The sequence below is a fragment of the Cohnella cholangitidis genome, from assembly GCF_014107495.1.
GTDB lineage: Bacteria > Bacillota > Bacilli > Paenibacillales > Paenibacillaceae > Cohnella > Cohnella cholangitidis.
The window spans coordinates 467,453-486,968 of sequence record NZ_CP041969.1 but is presented as its reverse complement, the minus strand read 5'-3'; the positions used below and the strand labels follow the sequence as shown (position 1 = coordinate 486,968).

Here is a 19,516-nt window from a genome sequence, read left to right as displayed (position 1 = left end):
CTCATATGAGAATTTCGTGACTGCGGTCGATCTGACCCGCTGGACGAATCGGCAAGGCAAGCAGCCTTCTGCCCCCTCTTCGGAGGGAGCGGGAGGCTTCTTTGCGTATAACGACAGTAAGGAGTGGAGTCCAATTGAAAAGCGAATCTGAGCTTGACGAAACGACCAAAGCGAGAGTCGTCTCCAGATCGGAAGCCAGGATGACGGGGATATCAAGAGACACTCTCATCGCCCTGCATGAGACGGAAGGGGTAGGGAGAATTACGATCGCCAATATTCTGCTTTATGGCGCCGCCAAAGGAAGCGGCTCGTTAAGGCATGTTCCCGATTTCTTGGCGGGAGATTGGAGAGACATGGGTCTTAGCGCAAAGCAAGCCGCGGCGGTTGTCGACAATCTTCGGGAGGAAGCGTCGGAGCGGAGAATTCGCAAGCTTGAGGAGCGCGATATTCAGGTAATCACCTATTTGGACGATGAATACCCGGAATTGCTTGCACAGATATCGGACCCGCCTTGGGTTATCTACTACAAAGGGAATTGGGAGCTTGTGCGCAATCCGGCGATCGCGATTGTCGGCACCCGGCTGGCTACCGGATATGGCCGCAAGGTGGCGGAGGACCTCGGAGCGGGTTGTGCGCAGCGTATGACGGTCGTCAGTGGTTTGGCTAGGGGAGTCGATACCGCAGCCCATCTGGGCGCCTTACACGCTCGAAACGGGACGATTGCGGTCGTTGCGGGCGGAGTGGATCATTGTTATCCTCCAGAGAATAAAGCGCTTTACCGCGATCTTCTCCATCAAGGCCTCATTCTCTCCGAAAGTCCGCCGGACACGATTCTTCATCCCGGCTTGTTTCCTTTGCGTAATCGGATTATCGTCGGTTTGTCATATGGAGTCATCGTAGTAGAGGCAGCCCATAGGAGCGGGGCCTTAATCACCGCGGATTTGGCCTTAGGTTATAATAGGGATGTGTTCGTCGTACCCGGCCAAATTACTTCGCCAAGGAGCAAGGGGGCTCTCGAGTATTTTCGGAAGGGCGCTCACCCGGTACTTGACGAGAGTGACATTTTCGAGATGTACGCATACAGGCTGCCGCCGATCCCATCGTCTCCAAAAGCTGCGGATGCGCCGGAAGAGCCGGTTTCGCCGTCCGAAAATCTAACTCCCGACGAGCTTCGGCTATATCGAATATTGCTCGAAAAAGCCTGTTCGATCGACGAACTTGCGAAACAATCCGGGATGACATTTGGACATTTACACTCCGTTCTGCTATCTTTACTAATAAAAAGACGGATTCATCAACAACCCGGTTCTGTATATCATGTCCTTTAATGTAGACATAAGCGCATAGGCACGAGGACTTGTCGACCGTAGGAGAGGAGGAATGGACGTGGCGGATTCGCTCGTTATCGTAGAGTCACCGGCTAAAGCCAAGACGATCGGCAAATATTTGGGAAGCAAATTTATCGTCAAAGCGTCCATGGGGCACATTCGCGATTTACCCAAGAGCCAGATCGGGGTAGAAGTAGAAAATGATTTTCAGCCCAAATATATTACGATTCGCGGCAAGGGGAGCGTCCTGAAGGAGCTTCGCGATGCCAGCAAAAAAGTCAAAAAAGTATATCTCGCGGCCGACCCCGATAGGGAGGGCGAAGCGATCGCGTGGCATTTGGCGCATTATTTGGAAATAGACGAGAAGGATGCTTGCCGCGTCGTATTTAACGAAATCACGAAGCAAGCGGTGAAGGATGCCTTTAAGAATCCTCGCCCCATCGATATGGATCTCGTGAATGCCCAACAAGCGAGAAGGGTGCTCGACCGGTTGGTCGGTTATAAAATAAGCCCTCTATTATGGAAGAAAGTGAAGAAAGGCTTAAGCGCGGGCAGAGTACAATCGGTTGCGGTCAAGCTCATTTACGACCGCGAGAACGAAATCAACGCGTTCATTCCGGAAGAATACTGGAGCATTACCGCGCATCTCGCGAAAGAGAAGTCGGCTTTCGAAGCGAAGTTCCACTCCGTGCACGGGACGAAAAAAGAGTTGAAGAGCGAAGCGGAAGTGAAGGAAGTACTAGCCCTCATGAAGGGCAATGACTTCACCGTAGGCGAAGTGAAGGAGAAAGAGCGGCAGCGCAATCCGTCTCCTCCGTTCATTACGAGCTCCTTGCAGCAGGAAGCGGCCCGTAAGCTAAACTTCCGTGCTTCGAAAACGATGCAAATCGCCCAACAGCTCTATGAAGGGGTAGATTTGGGCAAAGAGGGCACAGTCGGTCTCATCACCTACATGCGTACGGATTCTACGCGTATATCTCCTGTCGCTCAGGAAGAAGCCGCCGAATATATATCCGGCAAATACGGAAGCTCGTTTTTACCGGAGACGCCTCGCGTGTACACGAAGAAAAACGCCGGCGCGCAAGATGCGCATGAAGCGATTCGTCCGACATCGGTTCTCCGTGATCCGGAGTCCGTTAAAGCCTTTACTTCGAAGGATCAGCTGCGCCTATATAAGCTCATTTGGGAACGTTTCGTCGCGAGTCAGATGGCTTCCGCCGTGCTTGATACGATGACCGTCGATCTAAGCAATGGTCCGGTAGTTTTCCGCGCTAACGGTTCAAAGTTGAAATTCGCCGGTTTCATGAAGGTGTACGTGGAAGGCAACGACGACGGAACGACGGATGAAGACCGTTTGCTGCCTGCGCTCGCGACCGGGGATAAAGTAGGCTCTAAGGAGATTGAGCCTAAGCAGCACTTCACCCAACCGCCGCCGCGTTACACGGAAGCCAGATTAGTCCGAACGCTGGAGGAGCTCGGCATAGGGCGCCCAAGTACATACGCGCCGACGCTGGAGACGATCCAGAAGAGAAACTATGTGGCGATGGAAGAGAAAAAATTCATTCCGACCGAGCTCGGAGAGCTCGTTATCCAGCTGATGGAAGAATTTTTCCCGGAAATTCTCGACGCTGAATTTACGGCCAACATGGAAGGCGATCTCGACCACGTTGAGGAAGGTACCCAAGATTGGGTCAACGTAATCGGCGAATTCTACAAATCGTTCGAGGTTCGGCTGAACTTCGCCGAAGACGAGATGAAGGAAATCGAGATCAAGGATGAGCCTTCCGACGAAATCTGCGACAAATGCGGCAGTCCGATGGTCTATAAGATGGGACGCTTCGGCAAGTTCCTTGCCTGCTCCGGTTTCCCGAATTGCCGGAATACGAAGCCGATTATCAAGGAAACGGGCGTTAAATGCCCGAAATGCGGCGAAGGTCACGTCGTTGAGCGCCGAAGCAAGAAGGGACGGGTATTTTACGGCTGCAACCTCTATCCCGGTTGCGATTACGTTTCATGGGATAAACCCGTTGCGAAGCCTTGCCCTAGCTGCGGCGGCTTGATGGTCGAGAAACGCGTAAAAGGCGAGATTCAATATCACTGCACGGCGTGCAGCCACTCGGAGAACGTAGAGGAGTCTGAAGAAGCCGCAGAATAAGGGCAGTGTCAGCTTAGGAGGTTTAGCAATTGAAAGAAGTTCAATCCGTGACGGTCATCGGTGCCGGGTTGGCTGGAAGCGAAGCCGCATGGCAGATTGCCAGCCAGGGCGTACCTGTCACATTATATGAAATGCGTCCGGTAAAGCAAACGCCTGCCCATCACACGGGCGGGTTTGCCGAATTGGTGTGCAGCAACAGCTTAAGAGCTAACGGATTGGCCAACGCGGTCGGCGTGCTGAAGGAAGAGATGAGAAGGTTGGATTCGCTCATCCTGATCTGCGCGGATAAACATGCCGTACCTGCCGGCGGAGCGCTGGCGGTTGATCGCGAAGGCTTCTCGGCAGAAGTGACGACGCGGCTTCGCGAACATCCGCTCATTACGGTAGTGAACGAGGAAATTACCGCAGTTCCTAAAGACGGGATCGTCGTCATCGCGACGGGCCCCCTTACTTCCCCGGAGCTTTCGGAGAGCATTAAGCAGTTGATGGGAGAAGAATATTTTTACTTCTTCGATGCGGCTGCTCCGATCGTCGAGAAGGATTCCATCGATTTAGACAAAGTGTTCTTAGCATCCCGATATGACAAAGGGGAAGCGGCATATCTGAACTGTCCGATGACGGAAAGCGAATTCGACGCGTTCTACGAAGCGCTCACGACCGCTGAAACGGCGGAAGTTAAAGATTTCGAGAAGGAAATGTATTTCGAGGGTTGCATGCCGATCGAGGTCATGGCCAAGCGAGGGAAACAGACGGTGCTGTTCGGGCCGATGAAACCGGTTGGATTAGTGGATCCGAGAACGGGAACGAAATCGCATGCGGTCATTCAATTGCGGCAAGACAACGCCGCCGGTACGCTATATAACTTGGTAGGATTTCAGACGCACCTCAAATGGGGCGAGCAGAAAAGAGTGTTTTCGCTAATCCCCGGGCTTGAGAATGCCGAGTTCGTTCGCTACGGAGTGATGCATCGCAATACGTTCATCAATTCTCCTAAGCTGCTTCATCCGACATATCAGTTCCGAGACAGAGAAACGCTATTCTTCGCCGGTCAAATGACCGGAGTAGAGGGATACGTGGAATCGGCCGCTTCGGGCTTGATCGCGGGACTAAACGCCGGACGGTTGGCCAAAGGAGAAGAACTGCTGACTTTACCCGCCCATACTACGCTAGGAAGCATGGCGCACTATATCACGACGGCGGACTTCAAGCATTTTCAACCGATGAACGCGAACTTCGGGCTTTTTCCTCCATTAGGGCATCGCGTGCGAAGCAAAAAGGAGAAAAACGAAGCCATCGCCGCCAGGGCATTGGAGAGTATTGACGCGCTTAGTTTGGAAATCAAGAAAAGTTCCGGTTTGTAACTTATTAAGCAGCGGCAGCGTATATCTCATAAGCCGCTGCTTTTGCGACTTCTACGATAGAGTAAATTTAAACCTATGAATATTCGGGAGGATCAGCCCATGGATATGAGCTTTCACGCAACGACGATCTGCGCGATTCGGCACAATGGCAAAGGCGCGATCGCGGGCGACGGTCAAGTCACTTTCGGCAACAGCATGGTCATGAAAAACACGGCTAAGAAAGTACGCAGGCTTTATCGCAATCAAGTACTCGCCGGGTTCGCCGGATCGGTTGCGGATGCGATTACGCTATTCGAGAAGTTCGAAGGAAAGTTGGAAGAACATCATGGCAATCTGCAGCGCGCTGCCGTAGAATTGGCGAAAGATTGGCGTTCGGACCGGGTGTTGCGTAAATTGGAAGCGATGATGATCGTCGTGGATGCTACCGGGATGCTGTTATTATCGGGTAACGGAGAGGTTATTGAACCCGATGACGGCATTCTCGCCATCGGTTCCGGCGGAAGCTTCGCGCTAGCGGCTGCAAGAGCGCTTAAGAAACATGCCCCTGCGATGGAAGCCAAGGAAATTGCCCGCGCAGCGCTAGAAACGGCTTCGGAGATTTGCGTATTTACCAATAACCACTTGATTGTCGAGGAGATATGATGATTACATTAGGTAAGGGAGATAATCGCATGAATGACGCTCTGACGCCTCGCCAGATTGTAGCGGAGTTAGATAAATACATCGTCGGTCAGAAACCCGCCAAGCGTTCGGTGGCGGTGGCGCTGCGCAATCGCTATCGGCGCAGCCGTCTGCCTGAAGAGATTCGCGATGAAATCGTTCCTAAAAATATTTTGATGATAGGCCCGACGGGCGTCGGAAAAACGGAAATCGCCCGCAGGCTTGCCAAGTTGGTTCATGCTCCGTTCATCAAAGTCGAAGCTACGAAATTTACCGAGGTCGGATACGTGGGCAGAGACGTTGAGTCGATGGTTCGGGATTTGGTCGAGACGGCTATCAGGATGGTTAAGGAAGAACGAACGGAGAAAGTAAAAGATAAAGCCGAGAAAGCCGCGAACGAGCGGTTAGCCGCTTTGCTGGTGCCGTCTCCGGCTAAGCCCAAGTCGAATAAAAACCCGTTGGAAATGCTATTCGGCGGCATTAGCACGCCGAGCGACGAGCCGGAGCCGGTGGACCCCGGCCTGCAGGATAAACGGCGCGACACCAAATTTAAGCTTGATGCGGGGCAATTGGAGAACGAGATTATCGAGATCGAAGTCGAGGACAATTCTCCTAGCATGCTGGATATGCTCGGAGGCCCCGGACAAGAGCAGATGGGCAACATGCAGGAAATGCTCGGTCAGTTTCTTCCGAAACGTCGCAAGAAACGTCGTTTAACCGTCAAGGAAGCTCGTAAAGTGCTCATCGTGGAAGAGGCCAATAAGCTGATCGATATGGATGACGTCATATCCGAATCCGTACGACGCGCGGAGCAGTCGGGAATCATCTTCATCGATGAGATCGATAAGATCGCCAGCCAAGGGCGCGGACAGGGGCCTGACGTCTCGCGCGAAGGCGTGCAAAGGGATATTCTTCCTATCGTTGAGGGATCGACCGTCATGACGAAATACGGCCCCGTCAAAACGGATTACGTGCTCTTCGTTGCCGCGGGAGCGTTCCATATCGCCAAGCCTTCGGATTTGATTCCGGAACTGCAAGGACGATTCCCTATCCGCGTAGAGCTAAGCAGCTTGACCGACGAGGATTTCGTTCGGATTCTTACGGAGCCCGAAAATGCGCTAACCAAACAATACACGGCTTTGCTTCAGACGGAAGGAATCAACGTAACCTTCACGGATGCCGCGATTACCGAGCTTGCGCGCATGGCGCAAGAGGTCAACCACAACATGGAAAATATCGGCGCGCGCAGATTGCACACCTTATTGGAGAAATTGCTGGAGGATTTAAGCTTCGAAGCGCCCGAGCTGCAATTGGAAGAAATGACGATCACGCCGGAATACGTTCGTGAGAAGTTATCTTCGATTGCGAGCAATCGAGATTTAAGTCAATATATATTGTAACGGACATACGGTTCTTGCGAATGAAGCCGTCCATGCGCAATAGTCTGTTCGACCCTTTGCGGTCGCAGAATTGTCGCCTAGAAGTCGGCGAAGCCGTTTTACTTGGTTGTCGTACTAGGAGGAAGCAGGATCATGACGTTGTTGATGAAAACCCGGACGCTGAACAAATTACTGCAAGAGGCAGCGGGAAAACCGTTAAACTTCCGCGAGATGGCCGAGGGACTGCGGGAAACGATGCTAGGAAACGTTTTTGTTCTTAGCCGTAAGGGCAAAGTGCTTGGAGCCGCCCATTCAGCCGGTTTTCCGGAAATGTGGTTGCGGAGCGAGCAGGCGGACGAACTCAGGTTTCCTTCCGAGACGAACGAGCGCCTATTGCGAATTTCCGAGACGGCGGCGAATGTTACTTCGAACGAGGAGATATTCGCTAATCTGAACGCTTTGTTCGAAAATGAAATTGTCACGATAGTTCCTATTATCGGCGGAAGCGATAGACTAGGTACTTTAGTCCTATCCAGAAACAAGCAAATCTTTGGCGAAGACGACCTGATTCTGGCGGAATATGGTTCCACTATTATCGGGATGGAAATCCTGCGCGAGAGGGCGGAAGAAAGAGAAACGGAGGCCAGGAGCAAGGCCATCGTATCGGTAGCCGTCAATTCGCTTTCCTTCAGCGAGATGGAAGCCGTCGAGCAAATATTCGAGGAGTTGGAAGGCAAGGAAGGGCTTCTCGTCGCATCGAAGATTGCGGATAGGGCGGGAATTACCCGATCGGTTATCGTAAACGCGCTAAGAAAATTGGAGAGCGCCGGAGTAATCGAAACGCGATCGCTCGGAATGAAGGGTACCTACATTCGCATTCTAAATTCCCAATTGCTGCAAGAACTTGACCATCGAAAAAATTAAGAATATGAAAATAGAAATAAGGAAAGCCCGATCTTTTAACAAAAGATTTAGGGCTTTTTTCTTATTGTCACAAGACCGTATGTCGTAGATGATGATCTTAGAAAATTTTAATTTGTCGCACTTTGTAAATTTTTTGTATTTTCGAAGAATATGATGTCGGAACAAGCAGGAATATGGGAGATAGGCGTTGAATAACAGTTGGGATGAACATGAATAAATTCTCATGTACAAGCGAAGAGAGGCGACAGGAATGGAAGTTTTGAGCGGTGCTGCGTTTCAACGCTTGGAAAACGCAATCAATGCTGCCACGATGAGACAAAGGGTGTTAGCTAACAATATTGCGAACGTAGATACGCCATATTTCAAAAGATCGGATGTAGCTTTTGAAGAAATGTTGTCGCAAGCCATCGGCAGCCAAGGGACGAAAGTTCTAGCGGGTAGGATGACCAATGAAAGACACATCCCGATTAACTCGAGTTACCCATCTCCATCTCCGCAGGTCGTAACGCAGAATTCGACAGCGATTAACAATAATCGCAATAATGTTGACGTAGAGAAAGAAATGGCTATGCTCGCGGAAAATCAGCTAAGGTATAACCTACTGACTCAGCAAGTGAGCCACGATGCAAAAATGATGAGAATCGGGATTAAAGGGAGTATCTAACGGATGAAGCTTGGAGGCTTTGATATTAGCGCTTCGGCGTTAACGGCACAACGTCTGAGGATGGATGTCATTACTGCCAATATCGCGAACGCGGAATCGACGCGGGCAGGATACGTCAATGGGCAGTTCGTCCCTTATCGCAGAAAAATGGTTGTCATGGAAGCGGTGCAACCTAGGTTCCAGGACCTGTTAGCCCAGCAAATGAATGGCTCTGCCGCGCAAGGTGTGCAGGTAACTGCGATTCAGGAGGATTCCACTCCATTTAAGCAAGTGTATAATCCATCGCATCCGGATGCGGACGCGAATGGAATGGTCTATATGCCTAACGTGGACATGCTGAAGGAACAGGTGGATCTTTTGGCTGCTTCGCGTTCGTACGAGGCGAACGTGACGGCATTAAACGCTAGAAAAGCGATGTTCATGAAAGCGTTGGAGATGGGTCGATAAGAGGTCGAGCAAGAGAAGCTACATACATAACAATTGAAAGCGGGTGCTAGTTTGATTTCGAATTCGATGATTACTCCAGTAGGCCTGGTGCCTAACGTCAGCACTCTTCAAACGAAGACGACTCCCGCCGAAGCTACGGAGAGCTTTGCTTCTTATCTCAAATCCGCAATAGATAGCGTAGCGGCCCAAGAACAGAACGTACATAAGGTTAACGATCAATTTCTGATCGGGGAAGTTGACGAGAATAAAGTGATTATCGCGGCTACTCAGGCTGAGCTAAGCCTTACTTTAGTAGGGCAAGTTCGCAACAAGGTGATCGAGGCTTACCAGGAAATTATGCGTATTCAAGTGTAGCCCTATTCCTACTAAACATTGTAGCAAATCCACTTTGGGTGAAGGACGGACTATGTCTTTGATCCCAAAGTGTTAACCGCAGGTGAGGTGAAATCGTGAACGAGAAGTGGGCACAGGTTCGAGAAAAGCTGCAAGGTTTCTGGAACCAGTACAGCAAAACGCAAAAATGGGTTCTCGCCTCAACAGCAGCCTTGTTGCTATTTGCCATTATTTTATTGACTTATTTGTTTACAAGAACAGAGTACGAGCTTGCTTTTCAAAATTTGGACAGCTCGGACGCGGCGGCAATTATGGAATACTTGGATACCAACGGGATCAGTTATCAGTTGAACGATGGAGGCACTAGCATTTCCGTGCCGAGTGCATCCGCATCGAAAGTAAAGGTCGATATCGGTTCGCAAGGACTCATACAGAACGGTTCGATCGGTTTTGCCGAGATGAGCGCTTCTTCCTCTACGATCGGAACGACTGACCAAGAGTTTAAAGTTAAATTCCGCAACGCTTTGAACGGAGAAATTCAACAGTTGCTCTTGAGCAAACAAGGGATTTCAAGAGTTAAAGCAATCGTAACGTTGCCCGAGGATTCGGTTTTCTTGAATGAATCCGACAAAGACAAGGCGACGGCAGCCGTCGTAATGACTTTCAAACCGGGCTTCCGCCCGAAACAAGAAGAAGTCGACAGCTACTACAATCTAGTGAAATCGGCTGTGCCAAATCTCGATATCAAAGATATTACGATTAGCAGCAGCACTGGCGATTTGACGCCGTCTACCCAGATCGGCGGCAGCGGCGGTATGGGCGGAGCGGTTTATGAAACCCAGTTCGCGATCCAGAACGAATTCGAGAATACCTTGAAAAGAAATATCCAACAGTTCCTAAATCCGATCGTCGGAATGGACAACATGGTCGTAAGCGTCGTGTCTGCGTTGAATTTCGACAAGAAGATCTCTACGGAGCAGTTGGTGCAGCCGATCCCGGATAACGATAACAAAGGGATCGAAATTAGCCGTAACGACACCAGCGAGACCTATCAAGGTCAAGATGGCCAGTCAGGCGGAGTAGCGGGTACGGGGGAAACGGATATTTCCAATTACCCTGGAGGAGGAAGTTCCGGTTCGTCTTCTTCGGAAAAGGTTTCCAGCACCGTTAACTATGAAGTAAGTCGGATTACTAATAATATCGACTACGGACCTTATAAAGTGAAGGACATTTCGATAAATGTTGGAGTAGATGCTTCAAAAATGACTCCCGAGAAGCTGACGGAGATCCAAGGCGTGCTGCTTCGCAGCGCGAGGGTACTGTTGGCGGAGTCGGGCTTGGAGTTGACGGATGAGGCTTTGGCGCAACGCGTATCCGTTATGTCCCAGTCTTTCGAAGGTAACGATGTTTCTGGCGGAGGAACTTCGACATCCGCATACTGGTTAGCCGGCGCAGGACTTTTGGCATTGGCCTTACTGGGCGGTGGCGGTTATTACTTGTACCGTCGTCGTAAAGCAGCGCAAGAAGCGGCCGAACTTGCGGAAGCGCCGCGCGTGGAAATGCCGACGATCGATATCGACAACGTCGCAAACGAGAGCCAAGTTCGCAAACAATTGGAAGGCTTGGCCAAACGTAAACCGGACGAGTTCGTTAATCTTCTCCGGACATGGCTAGTGGATGAATAGAGGTGGCAATGGTGGCGAAGGGATTTCAGTTGTCGGGTAGACAAAAAGCGGCCATTCTCCTCATCACCCTCGGACCGGAAGTGTCCGCGCAAGTGTTCAAGCATTTGCGAGATGATGAGATCGAGCAGCTGACGTTAGAAATCGCGAACGTGCGCAAAGTCGACGCGAGCGAGAAAGAAATGATTCTTAGCGAGTTCCATCAAATCTGCGTCGCGCAGGAATACATTACGCAAGGCGGTATTACATACGCGAAAGAGATTTTGGAAAAAGCGTTGGGTTCGCAGAAAGCGATGGATATTCTCAATCGATTGACGGCGACCTTGCAGGTTCGTCCATTCGACTTCGCTAGGAAAGCGGAGCCTTCGCAAATTCTTAACTTTATTCAGAACGAGAACGCTCAAACGATCGCCTTGGTTTTATCTTATTTGCAACCGGAGCAATCCTCCGCCGTGTTATCCTCGCTTCCTCAAGAGAAGCAAGCCGAAGTGGCTCGCAGAATCGCGCTAATGGATAGCACTTCGCCGGACGTAATCTCCCAAGTAGAGAGAGTGCTGGAGCAAAAGCTGTCTTCGACCGTCACGCAAGATTACACGAATGCAGGCGGTATCGAAGCTATCGTTCAGATTTTGAACGGAGTCGACCGGGGGACGGAGCGGACGATCTTGGATTCGTTGGAAATTCAGGATCCGGAGCTGGCGGAAGAGATCAAGAAGCGGATGTTCGTGTTCGAGGATATCGTCAACCTGGACAATCGTTCGATCCAGCGCATCATTCGCGATATCGAGAACGCCGATCTTCAATTGGCGCTCAAAGTGGCCAGCGAAGAAGTCAGGGAATCGATATTCCGAAATATGTCCAAAAGGATGGCCGAAACTTTCAAAGAAGAGATGGAATACATGGGACCGGTGCGGCTTCGCGACGTCGAAGAAGCCCAGACTCGCATCGTAGCGACAATCCGCAGATTGGAAGAAGCCGGAGAGATCATTATCGCTCGTGGCGGAGGAGACGATATTATTGTCTAATCTCATCAAATCTTCTCATGTCGTTTCGCTGGATGATCTCAAGAGATTGGAATTAATTAGGAGAATTACGCCGAGCCCGCAAAATATTTCGGAATCCGGTGTCGACGGCGAAGGAAATGAGACGATTGACGTCGAAACACAATCGTTGAAGGATCGGATATTGGCCGACGCAGAGGAAGCCGCGCAACAAATTTTGCAGCAGGCAAGAGCAGATGCAGCCGAAATCCGGGACAAAGCCGGTAAGGAAATCGAGGATTGGTGGCAAAGTCGTCGCGAGGAAGATTCGCAAGTTCGCGAAGAAGCCAGCCGCCAAGGATATGATGAAGGTTATGAAGCCGGATCAAGACAAGCGGAGGAAGTTCTGCACCAGAACTGGGCTTCACGACTGCAGGAAGCTCAAACGATAGTCGAGCAAGCTTACGCTGCCAAAGAAACGGTGATCACGGAAGGCGAGTCTTTCCTCGTCGAGCTAAGTTGTTCGATCGCGGAGAAGATCATTAGCCGCAAGCTGTCTAAAGCGCCGGAAATGTCCATGAAGCTTTTCGAGAAAGCTCTTGCCAGAAGAAGAGAGCAGGGAGTGATCGTATTATGCGTCGCTCCGTCGCAATTTGCTTATGTACAAGCCGCGAAAGACGAATTAGCCATGATTCTGGATGCGCAGGCAGAGCTTCAAATCGTTCCCGATTCTTCCATCAAGGAGGGCGGTTGCATCGTTCGTTCGGCTTTCGGCAGCATCGATGCAAGAGTCGATACCCAATTGGAAGCGATACGGGAACAGTTGCTCAAGGTCGCGTCTCATAGGATTGAGGAGGGCGATAATATTGCCGCTCCTTGACATTAACCGTTATACGGAAACGCTGCAGCACATGGATCCTTTACGGGTAAACGGCAAAGTGATTCAAATTATCGGCTTGACCGTGGAGTCTGAAGGACCGGATGCCAGTATAGGGGACGTTTGCTCAATTCATCCGATCAAAGGCGGAAAACCTGTTCTAGCAGAAGTAGTAGGTTTTCGAAATAACCGTGTGCTGCTAATGCCGCTCGGAGAACTGCACGCCGTTGGCCCCGGTTGCGAAGTCGTGGCAACGGGAGGGCCGTTAACGGTTCAGGTAGGTTCCGAATTGCTTGGCAAAGTGCTCGATGGATTAGGAAAGCCGCTTGATGGTTCGAGTTTACCGGTACGCATGCCGCACTATTCAACGAACAATGCCCCTGGTAATCCGTTGAAACGGCCTAGAGTAACCCAGCCGCTCGGAGTCGGAGTTAGGGCGATAGACGGATTGTTAACCGTAGGTCAAGGGCAACGCGTAGGGATTTTCGCAGGTTCGGGCGTAGGTAAAAGTACGCTGCTCGGGATGGTGGCGCGAAATACTTCGGCAGACGTTAACGTCATCGCGTTAATTGGGGAACGCGGCCGCGAGGTGCTTGAATTCATCGAAAAGGATTTAGGTCCCGAAGGGTTGGCTAGATCGGTCGTGATCGTAGCTACGTCGGATCAACCGGCGCTTGTCAGGATGAAAGGCGCATTGATAGCGACGACGATTGCGGAGTACTTCCGCGATCGCGGCTTGAACGTCATGCTCATGATGGATTCCGTTACCCGTTATGCCATGGCGCTTCGCGAAGTAGGGTTAGCCATCGGCGAACCTCCGGCAACTAGAGGGTATACTCCTTCGGTATTCGCAGCTCTTCCTAAGTTGCTCGAACGAGCGGGGACTGGAGTAACAGGTTCCATAACGGCATTCTATACGGTGCTCGTTGACGGAGATGATATGAACGAGCCGATTGCCGATGCCGTTAGAGGAATACTCGACGGACACATCGTTTTGCATCGTAATCTGGCGAATAAAGGTCATTTCCCGGCAATCGATGTTTTGTCCAGCGTAAGCCGCGTTATGAAAGACATTATCAGTTCCGAGCAACAAGGAGCGGCGGAGCAGTTGAAGAAATTGCTTGCCGTGTATCGTGATTCGGAGGATCTGATCAATATCGGCGCTTACCAGCGGGGATCGAATGCTGAGATCGATAAAGCAATCCAGTATTACGATCTTATTAGAACTTATACGCAACAAAGAACGGACGAGAAAATCACGCTGCAGGAATCTCAAGAACGGTTGATCATCGATTTTTACAGGAGATGAGAATAAGCGATTATGTCATTTCGATATCACTTGCAGAAGATCGTTGATTTGAAGGGCAGCGAGAAATCGATGGCCGAATGGGAATACGCGGCTTCACTCGGAAAATTGCGCAAAGAAGAAGAACAACTGGCGCTTTTGTTTGAAGAGAGACGGGGCGTGGAACAAGCTTTGCAAGAGACCTCCGCGCGACCGACGCCGTTGACCGAGTTGCAGACGCTGCACCGTTACATAGAAATTTTGGACGAGCGAATTACTCAGCAGCGCGAAGACGTACGATCGGCTGAAACGTTGGTTAGAAAACGCCAAAGCCACCTGACGGACAAGATGGTAGACGAGAAAGTTTGGGTTAATGCAAGAGAACGCGCTCTAGAGCGTTTTAGAAGCGCATGGCTTGCTAAAGAACAGAACGAACTGGATGAAATCGCGATCGTACGGGCTGCGTCAGCCGCTCGCGGGTGATTGGAAGCACACGTACCTATCGCAGGAGAAGGGAGGGAGAATCGTGGCGAGCGCGGACGTAGAAAAGAGCAGTTACAGCGGCTTCGAACGATTTCTCTTTTTTGTTACCCCGATCTTGTTTACCGCTGTATTGCTAGGCATATTGCTGTTGATGTTCAATAAGGAATGGCGGAATGCGGCGCTTGAGATCGGGAATAAAATTCCCGTCGTTAAATCGATCGTTCCGGATCCGGACGAGCCTGCCGTGCCGGGCGCCAATTCGGATGAACAACTGACGGTCAACAATGCCAAAGCTAAAGTAGAAGAGCTGAACGCGCTTCTAGCGGATCGGGAAACGGCACTTAAGCAAGCGACGCAACAAACGGTCGATCAGAAAAAGCAGATCGATGATCTGCAGAGCAAAGTCGACCAATTGACGAAAGAAAACTCGGAAAAAACGATTACCAGCGATGCGTACCATGCTCGAATTTCCTCCTTAGCCCAAATGTACGGCAAAATGACTCCAAGCAAAGCGGCTCCGATATTGGAGAATATGACTTTGGACGAATCCGCCCTTGTTTTGGGCGAAATGTCGGATACCGAACGCGGACGAGTGCTCGAACGCATGACTCCGAAAAAAGCGGCCGACGTTACGATGAAGCTTAAGGATTCCGAAACGGTGGACAACCGCGAAATTTCCGCCTTGCAATCTCGCGTTAAGGAATTGGAGCTTAAGGCAGGCGAGCAATCTTCGACGCTGGATACCGCGGAGCTAAATAGAACTTTCTCCTCGATGAAGCCTAGCAATGCGGCGACTTTGTTGTTGCAGTTGGCAGGAACGAATCAGAGTAAAGTGCTGCGAATTCTTAGCGTGTTGGACGATGCTCTCGCTCGGATATTTTGTCATCGATGTCAGAGCTCGATAAGAAGGCTACGGCTAATCTAGTCAGCAAGCTCATGCCGGCTAATCCTTAATTCGTTTTGTACCTGCCTATTGAAAGGAGGTGAAAACAAATGAACATGGCTATCTCATCTTCGCCAATCTCTACGGGTAAGGTGGCAGCATCGACTTCTGGTTCCGCCGCAGGCTCTGCAACGGGAAGCGGATTCGCGGGCGCGCTGGTGCAAGCGATCGATGGTACCAGCAATACGGCGACGGTAAGCAACGGATTGTCATTGCCGGTAGGATTAGCAGGATTGCTAGGCCAATTGGGGTTAGATGCAAGCGCTGAGCAATCCCAGGATTTATTGGAGATGCTCGCCGGCTTAGTCGAACAGCTGGAGCAGCTAGAACAATCCGATCTGAGTTCTCTTACGTCGGACGTACAATCTCAGCTTGCCGAACTGTTAGCTGCATTCCAAAGCTTGCTTCAACAAATCGGCCAGAACCAATCTGCGCAGGCGGATCCGCTTACAACGACGGATCCGGTATCCGTCGATTCGAAACCTATCGTGCGTTCGTTGCGGGAAACTTTACAGCAGCTTGCCGCTGTCATAGCTTCAAGCGATGAGAACGTACCGTTAGCGACGAACTTTGCCGGTCAGCTTAAAGCTTTGTTGGATTCGATTACAGCCAAAACGCAGAGTAATCAAGCCGTGAGTCAAGGAGCTGCTCAAGAAGACAGTGCTGAAGGCGTACAGACTGCTACTCCTAATAAAGCAGCTGTCGACTCCGTTTCTGCAACGAAAGATGCGGTAACGCAGACAGCCGTCGTGGTTCAGGAGCGCAGATCCGTTCAAGCTCTCCGCGATCCGGTTTGGCGGTTTAACGTTACTGAAGTAGCCGAGAACGAAGCCTCGAACAGTCAACCTGCCGTGGTCACTAGCGCCGCAGCCTCCGGTGAAGCGAGTCAATCGGGTTCACAGCCGGCATGGACGTTCTTGCAGAACGACGTAACGACGAATGCCGAATTGCAGACGGGTAAACCGTCGTTGCGGCACAAGTTCCGGTACAGCAGTTTGCATCGCAGATGGAGAAGTTCTTAGTGAAGCAATTCCAGTTAATCCAAGGAAACGGAACATCCGAAGCGAAGCTTACGCTCACTCCCGAACATCTTGGTCAAGTCGACATTCGTATCGTCATGCAGAACGGCCAGCTGACTGCCCAATTCGTTACGGAAAACCCGGCTGCTCGCGATCTTCTAGAAAATCAAATGTCGCAGCTTAGAGCCGCATTAAACGGTCAGGGCTTGCAGGTTGAACGTTTGGAGGTTGTGCAGCAACCTGCTAACTCGGCAAGTACTGCGTTTATGCACCAAGAGCAACGTCATTCGAATGCTAGAAACGGCAACGGCAACAATGGCAACGGCAATGGAGATGCAATCGAGGATCCTGCCGTATTCGCCGCCGAGCTGGAACGTAACTCTTCCCTTAAGGAATTCGGTTACGGAAGCTCGATTAACGTCACAGCGTAATTCCGGTTGAAGGAGGTGAATTCTGTGGCTGATAGTATCGGGAGTTCGAATGTATGGCCGTATTATTCTTCGCAGAACGTTCAAGCGGCGGCGAGAAAACCCGTGAAGGAGCTGGGCAAAGACCAGTTTCTACAAATCTTAGTCACGCAATTGCGTAACCAAGATCCAATGCAGCCTTTGCAAGATAAGGAGTTTATCGCGCAAATGGCGCAATTCTCGTCCTTGGAACAAACGATGAACATGACCAAGGAACTGGTCGCGCTTAAACAATCCGCGGGGATGGCTGCCGGTTTAATCGGCAAGGAAGTTTCTTGGCTGACTGAAACGGATGCCGGAGTGGTGGAGTATCACGGTACCGTTAACTCCGTGCTGTGGCGCGACGGCGTTCAATACGTCAAGGTCGAGGATAAGGAAGTCCCAATGGAAGAAATAACGTCGATCTCTGAACCGTCTGAAGACAGCGAATCGGAGGCGACGGGAAATGAGTGACCGGATGCTCGTTGGACATCTTTCAACGGGACTTACGGGACCGATTCAAGGCAATCGCAACATCAACCGGAATAAGCAGGAGTATCCGGAGACGGCTTCATTCCGCGACTTACTTAGTCAACAACAGCTGAAGTTCAGTCACCACGCCGAGCAACGGTTGCAGCAAAGAGGCATTTCATTGCAGCCGGAGCAGTTGACGAAAATTGCCGATGCGGTTGAACAAGCCGCTGCGAAAGGCGCGAAGGATTCTCTGGTGTTGTTTCGGGATATCGCGATGATCGTAAATGTGCCGAATCGAACCGTCGTTACCGCGATGGACGGCAATTCGATGAAAGAACATATTTTCACGCAAATCGATAGCGCCGTCGTTGTCAGCTAACGTTAAACCGGGCTGGTCCTACTTAGGAAGCCCTAAGCCGCCGACCGATTGAAGCGGCTCTATTCCACCAAATTTATGGAGGTAGACATTTCATGTTGCGTTCTATGTACTCTGGTGTCTCCGGTATGCGCGGGTTTCAAACGAAGCTTGACGTTATCGGTAATAACATCGCAAATGTAAACACAGTAGGATTCAAAGCTGGTCGAGTGATGTTTAAGGATATCTTGAGCCAATCGATGTCAGGAGTAACGGCGCCGGTTGAAGGTGAATCCGGAGGCGTTAATGCCAAACAAATCGGCCTAGGGGTGTCGATCGCTTCCATCGATACGATGCATACGCCTGGTAGCGCGATGACTACCGGAAGCTCAACGGATCTTCGTATTGATGGCGATGGATTTTTCGTCGTAAGTCCGAGCGCGGACGGTCCAAGATATTTGACTCGCTCTGGTAACTTCACGCTTGACGCTAACCGTCAACTTGTCAATGCGGATGGAATGTTCGTGCTCTCCGGCGACGATGGCGAAGGCCAACCGATCGTTCTTGATGAAGGAGTGACCGCGTTCTCTATCGCTCAAGACGGAACAATCATTTCGATTGACCAAGATGGAATTGCAACGCCTACGGAATTCCAGGTCGGTGTAGCGAAAGTCGTTAACCCGAGCGGTTTGGAGAAAGTGGGAGGCAACTTGTACCGCATGACTCCGAATGCCAACGCCGAAAGCGAGCTGATTGTTGGAACAGCAGCCAACCTTGAAACAGGTACTGGAGCAATCATTACCGGTCAGCTTGAAATGTCCAATGTCGATTTGACGAACGAGTTCACGGAAATGATCGTCGCGCAACGCGGATTCCAAGCGAACTCCAGAATTATCACGACATCGGACGATATTTTACAAGAAGTCGTTAACCTTAAACGATAGTTATTGATCTCCTGCCTTGGGAGAGCTTAGCTCTCCCCTTGGCAGCTTAGGGGAGGCCCTGTAATGATTTATGTCACGCGCCTTAACGGCAGTAAGTTTCATATCAATGCCTTATTGATCGAAACGGTAGAAGATACGCCAGACACGATTATTACGCTTACGACTGGAAAGAAATTCATCGTTATTGAAAATTCTTCGGATGTAATCCGGGCTATCCGGCATTACCTACGCAGTATCGGTGTGCTAGCGGCGGTTACAAGCCCAGTGGACACGCAATCGGAGGGAGCTACGTCATGAGAAAATTGTTGCCATGGCTCGTTTCGCTATTATTGGCGATTACGTTAATTGTCATTGTCACGTTTTACTTCGCAACTAACCTGTTCGGGGACAAGAAATCGGATGATCCAGAACAAGTCGCGAAGGAAGCTGCCGGCAGTGTGCAAGTCGAGCCAATATCTGCGGATGAAATGGTTAAAGTCACATCCGAATTAATTGATATTAGAACAAACCTCGCCGACACGGATTATGTCGTGCAAATTAGCTTCTCGTTCCAACTCGAAAACGAGAAAGCAAAGGAAGAGTTCGACAAGATCAAGGAAAGCAAAGTTAAACCGATCATTAACCGCGCTTTATGGGTTATGACCCCAGACGAAATGAACGGTACCAAAGGCAAAGACCAATTGACGGCAGGGCTTATAAATTCCATCAACGATGTGTTGTCGGATGGAAAGCTGTTGAATGTCGGCATTACGGGATTTGTGATGATGCCTGTTTAAT

The 19,516-nt window shown here is 50.6% G+C and carries 22 protein-coding genes; all 22 read left to right on the top strand.

Features of this window, described 5'->3' with window-relative positions; genetic code table 11:
* The first annotated feature begins 134 nt into the window (after positions 1-134).
* The 22 genes from dprA to FPL14_RS02310 all read left to right on the top strand — a co-directional run bounded on the left by dprA (position 135) and on the right by FPL14_RS02310 (position 19,515).
* A complete protein-coding gene (dprA, locus tag FPL14_RS02415; protein ID WP_182301540.1) occupies positions 135-1,328 on the top strand; it encodes a DNA-processing protein DprA in 1,194 nt (397 codons plus the stop codon).
* A gap of 58 nt (positions 1,329-1,386) precedes the next feature.
* A complete protein-coding gene (gene topA, locus FPL14_RS02410) occupies positions 1,387-3,483 on the top strand; it encodes a type I DNA topoisomerase (protein WP_182301539.1) in 2,097 nt (698 codons plus the stop codon).
* Positions 3,484-3,512: 29 nt separating this feature from the next.
* Entirely contained in the window at positions 3,513-4,844 is a 1,332-nt protein-coding gene (gene trmFO, locus FPL14_RS02405) for an FADH(2)-oxidizing methylenetetrahydrofolate--tRNA-(uracil(54)-C(5))-methyltransferase TrmFO (RefSeq protein ID WP_182301538.1), read from the top strand.
* Between the two features lie 99 nt (positions 4,845-4,943).
* Positions 4,944-5,486, top strand: coding sequence for an ATP-dependent protease subunit HslV (gene hslV / locus FPL14_RS02400; protein ID WP_182301537.1), 543 nt, complete (start codon positions 4,944-4,946; stop codon positions 5,484-5,486).
* A gap of 29 nt (positions 5,487-5,515) precedes the next feature.
* Entirely contained in the window at positions 5,516-6,904 is a 1,389-nt protein-coding gene (hslU, locus tag FPL14_RS02395) for an ATP-dependent protease ATPase subunit HslU (protein WP_182301536.1), read from the top strand.
* 132 nt (positions 6,905-7,036) lie between these two features.
* Positions 7,037-7,807, top strand: coding sequence for a GTP-sensing pleiotropic transcriptional regulator CodY (gene codY, locus FPL14_RS02390; RefSeq protein WP_182301535.1), 771 nt, complete (start codon positions 7,037-7,039; stop codon positions 7,805-7,807).
* Positions 7,808-8,057: 250 nt separating this feature from the next.
* Positions 8,058-8,471 carry a flagellar basal body rod protein FlgB gene (gene flgB / locus FPL14_RS02385; RefSeq protein ID WP_182301534.1) on the top strand — a complete coding sequence of 138 codons (414 nt, stop codon included), beginning with the start codon at positions 8,058-8,060 and terminating at the stop codon, positions 8,469-8,471.
* A gap of 3 nt (positions 8,472-8,474) precedes the next feature.
* Positions 8,475-8,918, top strand: coding sequence for a flagellar basal body rod protein FlgC (gene flgC, locus FPL14_RS02380; RefSeq protein WP_182301533.1), 444 nt, complete (start codon positions 8,475-8,477; stop codon positions 8,916-8,918).
* A gap of 51 nt (positions 8,919-8,969) precedes the next feature.
* Positions 8,970-9,272 carry a flagellar hook-basal body complex protein FliE gene (fliE, locus tag FPL14_RS02375; protein WP_182301532.1) on the top strand — a complete coding sequence of 101 codons (303 nt, stop codon included), beginning with the start codon at positions 8,970-8,972 and terminating at the stop codon, positions 9,270-9,272.
* 95 nt (positions 9,273-9,367) lie between these two features.
* The gene (gene fliF, locus FPL14_RS02370; protein ID WP_182301531.1) at positions 9,368-10,936 is read left to right on the top strand and encodes a flagellar basal-body MS-ring/collar protein FliF; all 1,569 of its coding nucleotides are present in this window, start codon (positions 9,368-9,370) and stop codon (positions 10,934-10,936) included.
* An 11-nt stretch (positions 10,937-10,947) separates the two neighbouring features.
* Complete coding sequence (gene fliG, locus FPL14_RS02365; protein WP_182303815.1) at positions 10,948-11,958, top strand: flagellar motor switch protein FliG; 1,011 nt, start codon at positions 10,948-10,950, stop codon at positions 11,956-11,958.
* The gene (fliH, locus tag FPL14_RS02360; protein ID WP_182301530.1) at positions 11,951-12,793 is read left to right on the top strand and encodes a flagellar assembly protein FliH; all 843 of its coding nucleotides are present in this window, start codon (positions 11,951-11,953) and stop codon (positions 12,791-12,793) included. The genes fliG and fliH overlap by 8 nt, the downstream gene beginning before the upstream one ends.
* Complete coding sequence (fliI, locus tag FPL14_RS02355) at positions 12,780-14,099, top strand: flagellar protein export ATPase FliI (protein ID WP_267875396.1); 1,320 nt, start codon at positions 12,780-12,782, stop codon at positions 14,097-14,099. The genes fliH and fliI overlap by 14 nt, the downstream gene beginning before the upstream one ends.
* Before the next feature lie 12 nt (positions 14,100-14,111).
* Entirely contained in the window at positions 14,112-14,558 is a 447-nt protein-coding gene (gene fliJ, locus FPL14_RS02350) for a flagellar export protein FliJ (protein ID WP_182301528.1), read from the top strand.
* Between the two features lie 43 nt (positions 14,559-14,601).
* Complete coding sequence (locus FPL14_RS02345) at positions 14,602-15,483, top strand: MotE family protein (protein ID WP_182301527.1); 882 nt, start codon at positions 14,602-14,604, stop codon at positions 15,481-15,483.
* Between the two features lie 68 nt (positions 15,484-15,551).
* Positions 15,552-16,523 (top strand): hypothetical protein, encoded by a 972-nt coding sequence (locus FPL14_RS02340; protein WP_182301526.1) that lies wholly within the window; start codon positions 15,552-15,554, stop codon positions 16,521-16,523.
* Positions 16,523-16,951, top strand: coding sequence for a flagellar hook-length control protein FliK (locus FPL14_RS02335; RefSeq protein ID WP_182301525.1), 429 nt, complete (start codon positions 16,523-16,525; stop codon positions 16,949-16,951). Before FPL14_RS02340 ends, FPL14_RS02335 begins: the two co-directional genes overlap by 1 nt.
* Before the next feature lie 24 nt (positions 16,952-16,975).
* On the top strand, positions 16,976-17,440 hold the full coding sequence (locus tag FPL14_RS02330; protein WP_182301524.1) for a flagellar hook capping FlgD N-terminal domain-containing protein: 465 nt from the start codon (positions 16,976-16,978) through the stop codon (positions 17,438-17,440).
* Positions 17,433-17,819, top strand: coding sequence for a TIGR02530 family flagellar biosynthesis protein (locus FPL14_RS02325; RefSeq protein WP_182301523.1), 387 nt, complete (start codon positions 17,433-17,435; stop codon positions 17,817-17,819). The genes FPL14_RS02330 and FPL14_RS02325 overlap by 8 nt, the downstream gene beginning before the upstream one ends.
* Positions 17,820-17,911: 92 nt before the next feature.
* Positions 17,912-18,739 (top strand): flagellar basal body rod protein FlgG, encoded by an 828-nt coding sequence (flgG, locus tag FPL14_RS02320; protein ID WP_182301522.1) that lies wholly within the window; start codon positions 17,912-17,914, stop codon positions 18,737-18,739.
* A 63-nt stretch (positions 18,740-18,802) separates the two neighbouring features.
* The gene (locus FPL14_RS02315; protein ID WP_182301521.1) at positions 18,803-19,036 is read left to right on the top strand and encodes a flagellar FlbD family protein; all 234 of its coding nucleotides are present in this window, start codon (positions 18,803-18,805) and stop codon (positions 19,034-19,036) included.
* On the top strand, positions 19,033-19,515 hold the full coding sequence (locus tag FPL14_RS02310; RefSeq protein WP_182301520.1) for a flagellar basal body-associated FliL family protein: 483 nt from the start codon (positions 19,033-19,035) through the stop codon (positions 19,513-19,515). The genes FPL14_RS02315 and FPL14_RS02310 overlap by 4 nt, the downstream gene beginning before the upstream one ends.
* The last annotated feature ends 1 nt before the right edge of the window (position 19,516 follow it).